This window comes from Roseococcus sp. SDR, from assembly GCF_019083995.1.
Classification (GTDB): Bacteria; Pseudomonadota; Alphaproteobacteria; order Acetobacterales; family Acetobacteraceae; genus Roseococcus.
On record NZ_JAHRCU010000026.1, the window covers coordinates 46,807 to 53,166 of the forward strand.

General features: G+C 69.2%; 7 protein-coding genes. All 7 read left to right on the plus strand.

The features are described 5' to 3' along the window. Positions 1-67: 67 nt before the first annotated feature. Entirely contained in the window at positions 68-1,264 is a 1,197-nt protein-coding gene (locus tag KTR66_RS21855) for a CaiB/BaiF CoA-transferase family protein (RefSeq protein WP_213616433.1), read from the plus strand. Next, positions 1,261-2,217: a hydroxymethylglutaryl-CoA lyase gene (locus tag KTR66_RS21860; RefSeq protein WP_213616435.1), complete on the plus strand. Its 957-nt coding sequence runs from the start codon at positions 1,261-1,263 to the stop codon at positions 2,215-2,217. Before KTR66_RS21855 ends, KTR66_RS21860 begins: the two co-directional genes overlap by 4 nt. Continuing rightward, the gene (locus KTR66_RS21865; RefSeq protein WP_213616446.1) at positions 2,214-3,194 is read left to right on the plus strand and encodes a tripartite tricarboxylate transporter substrate binding protein; all 981 of its coding nucleotides are present in this window, start codon (positions 2,214-2,216) and stop codon (positions 3,192-3,194) included. The genes KTR66_RS21860 and KTR66_RS21865 overlap by 4 nt, the downstream gene beginning before the upstream one ends. A 111-nt stretch (positions 3,195-3,305) precedes the next feature. Continuing rightward, positions 3,306-3,872, plus strand: coding sequence for a ribosome maturation factor RimP (rimP, locus tag KTR66_RS21870; protein WP_213616448.1), 567 nt, complete (start codon positions 3,306-3,308; stop codon positions 3,870-3,872). Positions 3,873-3,881: 9 nt separating this feature from the next. After that, a complete protein-coding gene (nusA, locus tag KTR66_RS21875; protein ID WP_213616460.1) occupies positions 3,882-5,411 on the plus strand; it encodes a transcription termination factor NusA in 1,530 nt (509 codons plus the stop codon). Continuing rightward, positions 5,365-6,042: an RNA-binding protein gene (locus tag KTR66_RS21880; protein ID WP_371819194.1), complete on the plus strand. Its 678-nt coding sequence runs from the start codon at positions 5,365-5,367 to the stop codon at positions 6,040-6,042. Before nusA ends, KTR66_RS21880 begins: the two co-directional genes overlap by 47 nt. Before the next feature lie 22 nt (positions 6,043-6,064). Next, positions 6,065-6,360, plus strand: a 296-nt coding sequence (locus KTR66_RS21885; protein WP_213616452.1) for a translation initiation factor IF-2 associated domain-containing protein, incomplete at its 3' end; no start/stop codon positions are given.

The window sequence follows — 6,360 nt, forward strand, 5'->3', positions numbered from 1 at the left end:
TTCATGTCGGGTGGCGCATTGACCTCGTTCCTCCTTCGCGGGAGAATTGTCCGGACAAGGAGGGCGCATGAGCCAGAAAAAAGGGCCTCTCGCCGGCCTGCGCGTGATCGATGCCTCGAATTTCCTGGCTGCGCCCACCGTCTCCATGCACCTGGCCGACATGGGCGCCGAGGTGATCAAGCTGGAGCGGCCGAACGGGGGCGATGAGTTCCGCAACTGGGGCCGGCGGCGGGATGATATCGCGCTCTATTACAAGGTGGTGAACCGCAACAAGCTCTCGGTCACGGCGGATTTCCGCACGCCGATGGGCGTGGAGACGGTGAAGCGCCTGGTGCGCGACGCCGATCTGATCGTCGAGAATTACCGCCCGGGCACCATGGAGAAATGGGGGCTGGGCTATGACGTGCTCAGCGCCATCAACCCGCGCCTCGTGATGCTGCGCGTCACGGGCTACGGGCAGGAGGGGCCGAACGCGCACAAGCCGGGTTTCGGCACCGCGCTCGAGGGTTATGGCGGCTTCGTCTATATCAATGGTGAGCCGGGGCGGCCGCCGTTGCTGCCGCCCTTCGGGCTTTCGGATGCCAGCTCCGGCCTTTGCGGCGCCTTCCTGGCGCTGGCAGCCCTGCGCGAGCGCGATGCCTCGGGGCAGGGGCAGGTGGTGGATCTCGCGCTTTATGAGGCGATGTTCGCCATGCTGGGGCCTTTCGTCGTGGAGCATGACCAGCTGGGCGTGGTGCAGGAGCGCATGGGCTCGCGCCTGCCCTGGGTGGCGCCGCGCAACACCTATCAGTGCAAGGATGGCGCCTGGGTGAGCCTCAGCGCCTCCTCCAACGGCACTTTCGTGCGGCTCTGCACCGCGCTGGGCGAGCCCGCCTTGGCCACCGATCCGCGCTTCGCGGAAAATGCGGGGCGCGTCGCGAATGTGGAGGCGCTGGATGCGGAGCTGTCCCGCCTGATCGGCCGCTTCGACCGCGCCGACCTCATCGCGCTGCTGGAGGCATCGGATGCCGTGGTGGCGCCGGTGAACAGCGTGGCGGATATCATGCAGGATCCGCACATCGCCGCGCGCGGCTCCATCATTTCCGTCGAGGATGCGGAATTGGGCGGCCCCATGCGCATGCAGGCGCCCTCCGGCCGCTTCTCCCGCACGCCGCCCGAAATCCAGCATGCCGGGCCGCCGGCTGGCGCCCACAATCGGGAGATCCTGCTGGGCCGGCTGGGCTTCACCGAGGAAGAGCTGCACGCGGCGGGGATCACGCCATGATCCAGCTTCCCGCCCGCGCCATCATCACCGAGGTCGGCCCGCGGGACGGTCTGCAATCCTTGGGCCGCTGGGTTCCGACGGAGGAAAAACTCTGGCTGATCCAGCGCCTCGCCGCGGCCGGAATCACCGAGATCGAGGCCGTCTCCTTCGCCCATCCGCGCTTCATCCCGGACCTGCGCGACGCAGAGGAGGTGCTGGAGCGCCTGCCGCCCCTGCCCGGCGTGAACCTGCGCGGCCTGGTGCCCAACGCCCGCGGGGCGGAGCGGGCGGCGACGACGCGGGTGGATGAGATGGTGGGCCTCATCACCGCCTCCGTCGCCTATTCGGCGCTGAACCAGAACACGACGATCGAGGGCGCGCTGGAACAGGCCATCCTGGCCCTGCGCATCGCCGAGCGCGCGGGCAAGCGCTTCTCGCTCGGTCTCGGCATGGCCTTCTGGTGCCCGCTGGACGGGCTGATCCCGGAGGAGCGGGTGATGGCCATCGTGGCCCGCCTGTATGACGCCGGCCTGCGGGACCTCATGCTCGCCGGCAGCCTGGGCTTCGAGGACCCGCCCACGGTGCGCGCCCGCTTCGCGCGTATTCTCGACCGGCACAAGGGCATGACGCTCTGCTACCATGTGCATGACCAGGCCGGCATCGCCGCCGCAAATGTGCTGGCCGCGCTGGATGCGGGGGTGACGCGCTTCGAGGTCTCGATCTGCGGGCTGGGCGGGGGCGTCGCGACGCCCGAGGCGATCGGCAACATGCCGACCGAGGATCTGACGCAGATGCTGGAACTCTGCGGCGTGGAGACGGGGCTGGAATCGGGCGCGGTGATTACCGCCGCGCGGGAGATCGCGGCCCGCCTCGCCCTGGCCCTGCCGAGCCGCGCGGGGCAGCATGGCAACCGGGCGGAGGCGCTGGCCAAGGGCCAGGCCAAGCTGGCCGCGAAACAGGGGAAGTCCGCATGAGAGCCGCCATCCGCAACCGCCTGCGCGTCGCCGCCGCCCTGCTTGCGCTGCCGGCCATTGCGCGGGCCCAGGATTTCCCGCGCCAGCAGATCCGCCTGATCCTGCCCTTCGCGCCGGGGACGGGCAGCGACGCCATCGCCCGCATCGTGGCGCATGAGACCCGCAACCGCCTGCCGCATCCCATCGTGGTCGAGAACCGGCCCGGCGGCGGCGGCATCACCGGCACGGAGCAGGGCGCCCGCGCGGCGCCGGACGGCTATACGCTGACCTTGGGTACGACCAGCACCTTCCTGGTGAACCCGGCGCTGAACCCGCGCGCGGGCTACAGCTTCGAGCGCGACTTCGCGCCCGTGGTGGGCATCGGCCGCAGCTTCTATGTGGTCGTCACGGCCAATACGGCGGCCGCGCCCAAGACGCTGGGCGAATTGATCGAGCGGCTGCGCCAGCCCGGCGCGCATGGCACCTTCGCCTCCTCCGGCGCCGGCACCATCACCCATCTCGCCTCGGAGATCGTGCTGCACAAGGCGCGCGTGACGGGCACCCACGTGCCCTATCGCGGCAGCGGGGCCGCGATGGCGGACATCATCGGCGGCCAGGTGCTCTTCGGCTCGGACTCCCTGGCGGCGACCTTGCCGCTGATCCGTGGCGGTCAGCTGCGTGCCCTGGCCGTGACCTCGCCCACGCGCTTTGCCGGCCTTCCCGATTTGCCCACCCTGATCGAGAGCGGCATGCCGGGGACGGTGATTGATGCCTGGTTCGGCATCGGCGCACCCATCGTGACCCCGGCGCCGCTGGTCTCGCAGCTCAGCGAGGTCATCCTGGCCGCCATCACCAGCGAGGAGGCGAAGCCGCGCTTCGAGGCGCTGGGGGTGGACCTGCTGGCGCTGGGCCCGGCCGGCTTCGCGCAGTTCGTGCGGGAGAGCGGCGTCTTCTGGCGGGACTTCCTGCGGGAGAGCGGCATCCGCATCGAATTCTGAAGACTTGCATCGAGGGCCCCGCCGCGCCATAACAGGGGTCTTCCAAACCAACTTCATCAAGAGGTGGGTGGCCTTCCGGGGCCGCCCTCTTGGCGTTTCATAGGCCCGCATTTGACCATCGAGAGACCACGCCACGAAGGGCTCGACGCCCGCATCGCCGATCTGGTGGCGCCGACCATCGAGCACATGGGCTATGAGCTCGTCCGCGTGCAGGTGAGCGGCAAGGAAAAGCCGACCGTGCAGATCATGGCGGACCGTGCCGATGGCGCGCCCTTCACGGTCGAGGACTGCACCGAGATCAGCCACGCCGTGGGCGCCGTGCTGGACGTGGCGGACCCGATCAAGGCCGAATGGATGCTGGAAATCTCCTCCCCCGGCATCGACCGCCCGCTGACGCGCGCGAAGGACTGGAACCTCTATGCCGGCCATGTGGCGACGGTGGAGATGCTGATCCCCATCGAGGGCCGCAAGCGCTTCCGGGGCGTCGTCCTGGGTGCCGATGCCGAAATCGGTCGCCTGCGCCTCGACGAAGGGCCGGAAGTGGCCCTGCCGCGCGACCAGATGCGCCGCGCCAAGCTGGTGCTGACCGACGAACTCATCGCTGCCACGGCAGCGCAGACCAAGGCCGCATCCGCGGCCAAAACCAATGCCGCTCCGGCGGCGGACCAAGGGAACTGAACCATGGCCATGGATGTTGCGATCCCCCGCCCGGAATTCCTGCAGGTGGCCGAAGCCGTCGCCCGCGAGAAGATGATCGAGAAGGAAGAGGTTCTCGAGGCCATGGAGCTCGCCATGGGCAAGGCGGGCAAGCAGAAATACGGCCTGGAGAAGGACATCCGCGCCACCATCGACCGCAAGACCGGTGAGGTCCGCCTCTCCCGCTGGACCGAGGTGGTGGAGCAGGAGCCGGTCGAGAACGAGGACACGCAGATCCCGCTGCGCATCGCCGTCAAGGTGAAGCCCGGCATCACGGTCGGCGAATTCATCGTGGACCCGCTGCCGCCCATCGATTTCGGCCGCATCGCCGCGCAGACCGCCAAGCAGGTGATCGTGCAGCGCGTCCGCGAGGTGGAGCGCAAGAAGCAGTACGACGAATACAAGGATCGCGTGGGCGAGATCATCAACGGCACGGTCAAGCGCACCGAATACGGCAACCTCATGGTCGAGCTGGGCAAGGCCGAGGCGCTGCTGCGCCGCGACGAGACCATCCCGCGCGAGGCCTTCAAGAATGGCGACCGCGTGCGCGCCTATATCTACGATGTGCGCGAGGAGCCGCGCGGCCCGCAGATCTTCCTCAGCCGCACCCATCCGGGCTTCCTGGCCAAGCTCTTCGCCCAGGAAGTGCCGGAAATCTACGACGGCATCATCGAGATCAAGGCCGTGGCGCGCGACCCTGGCAGCCGCGCCAAGATGGCGGTGATCAGCCGCGATTCCAGCATCGACCCCGTCGGCGCCTGCGTCGGCATGCGCGGCAGCCGCGTGCAGGCCGTGGTGGCGGAACTCCAGGGCGAGAAGATCGACATCATCCCCTGGAGCCCGGACATCGCGACCTTCATCGTGAACGCCATGGCCCCGGCCGAGGTGGCCAAGGTGCTGCTGGATGATGAAAGCAAGCGCGTCGAGGTCGTGGTGCCGGATGAGCAGCTCTCGCTCGCCATCGGCCGTCGTGGCCAGAACGTCCGCCTCGCCTCGCAGCTCACGCGCTACGACATCGACATCATGACCGAGGCTGGCGAGAGCGAGCGCCGCCAGGAGGACTTCCGCAAGCGCAGCGGCCTCTTCGTCGAGGCGCTGGACGTGGACGACGTGATCGCCGGCCTGCTGGTGACCGAGGGCTACTCCACCATCGAGGAGATCATCGAGGTGGATGACGAGGAGCTGGCCGGCATCGAGGGCTTCGACGAAGCCATCGCGGCCGAGCTGAAGCGCCGCGGCCTGGCCTTCCTGGAGGCCAAGGACGCCGAGTTCGAGACCCGCCGTGTCGAACTGGGCGTGGAGGACGCGATCGCCGAGATCGGCACCTTCACCCCCGCCATGCTGGTGCAGCTGGGCGAGGCCGGCGTGAAGACGCTGGACGACCTGGCGGACCTGGCCGGCGACGAGCTGGTCGAGATCTTCGGCGCCGAGACCATGGATGAGGAGACGGCCAATGCCGTCATCATGGCCGCGCGTGCCCATTGGTTCGACGAGGAAGGGGACGGCCAAGCTGCCGGCTGACCCCGCCCTCGCCCCGGACGACACCCTGCCGGACGATTCCATCGCCCGCGAGCGGGGTCCGCTGCGGCGCTGCATCGTCACCCGGCAGACCCTGCCGAAGGAGCAGATGCTGCGTTTCGTCATCGGCCCCATGCGTGAGGTGGTGCCCGATCCGGGTGGACGTTTGCCGGGCAGGGGCCTATGGTTGGTCGCGCAGGATGATGTGTTGCGCAAAGCGCTCAAGCAGGGCGCCTTTGCCAAGGCCGCCCGGGGGTCCGTCGGGGTTCCTGGCGATCTTCACGCCCTGATCGTTTCTGGCCTGCGCCAGCGGATCCTCGACTTCCTGGGATTCGCGCGGCGCAGCGGCGAGGCGGTGGCGGGGCGGGAAGCGGTCCTGGACTGGCTCCGTCATGACAAGGTGGCGTTGCTCATCCAGGCCTCGGATGGCAGCCCCGCCGAGAGGAGCCGGCTGGTCGGTGGCAGAACCGATGGGTTGGACTTCCCGGTCCTGACGCCGCTGACGGCCGCGGAGTTGGGTGGAGTATTTGGGCGGGACCGCGCGGTGCATGTCGCGGTTTCCCCGGGTCGGATGGTTTCCTCGCTGCAGGCGGAGGCGGCACGCTTGGCCGGCTTCGCGGCGGATCGAGGCTGAAGGATTGAGTTCGGAACGACGAATGAGCGACCAGAACGAACAGGATGCGGCGAAGAGCCGACTGAGCCTCCGCCCGGCAGGCCGGCTCGAGATGGGCAAGACGGTGGATGCGGGGAGCGTCCGCCAGAGCTTCAGCCATGGCCGCAGCAAGGTCGTCCAGGTCGAGGTCGTGAAGAAGCGCACCCCGGGCCCGGGTGCCACGGGCACGACGTTGCGCGCGCCGACCGCGCCCGTGCGTCCCGGCGCGCCGCGCGCGCCCCAGGCCCCGGCAACCGCGCCCGGCAATGCCGCGCCCGCGCCCGCCAGCGCCGCCCCGGC

Excerpts from the sequence above, each read along its gene's own strand:
- KTR66_RS21865 (WP_213616446.1), top strand. The coding sequence starts at position 2,214 with ATGAGAGCCGCCATCCGCAACCGCCTGCGCGTCGCCGCCGCCCTGCTT.
- nusA (WP_213616460.1), top strand. The coding sequence starts at position 3,882 with ATGGATGTTGCGATCCCCCGCCCGGAATTCCTGCAGGTGGCCGAAGCC.
- KTR66_RS21855 (WP_213616433.1), top strand. The coding sequence starts at position 68 with ATGAGCCAGAAAAAAGGGCCTCTCGCCGGCCTGCGCGTGATCGATGCC.
- KTR66_RS21860 (WP_213616435.1), top strand. The coding sequence starts at position 1,261 with ATGATCCAGCTTCCCGCCCGCGCCATCATCACCGAGGTCGGCCCGCGG.